The sequence below is a fragment of the Dellaglioa sp. CoH-57-MRSF-20 genome, assembly GCF_056781955.1.
Window position 1 is genome coordinate 1 of record NZ_JBXAXV010000230.1, and the last position, 291, is coordinate 291.

Consider the following 291-nt stretch of genomic DNA (forward strand, 5'->3'; position numbering starts at 1 on the left):
GGATAATCCACATATTTGTTGTTCACGATCATGGCGCCGGGTTGCGGAACTCCGTTTTTATCCGTGGCCTTGAACCGAGCCATCCACGCCTTAGCGATCTTGTGACTGGACTTTATCATCCAATCCATAATGTCAAGCTCTGCGTTTGCACCGCGTATGTGTTCAAGCATTGTTTTATGGGTTTTAGTAAGCACTCCCTTGCGGCTGTCCGGATGTCTAATGGCGCGCACTATGCCGTGGAGCTGAGCTGTCGTCATGTTCAGCTCAGCCATCTTTTCCTTGAGTCCCACC

Annotated in this window: 1 protein-coding gene; it reads right to left on the reverse strand. The window is 50.5% G+C overall.

The window, feature by feature from the left end:
• Window positions 1-272: hypothetical protein (locus AC1RPN_RS08860; RefSeq protein WP_481763820.1), on the reverse strand; the 272-nt coding region annotated here is incomplete at its 3' end.
• Between the last annotated feature and the right edge of the window lie 19 nt (window positions 273-291).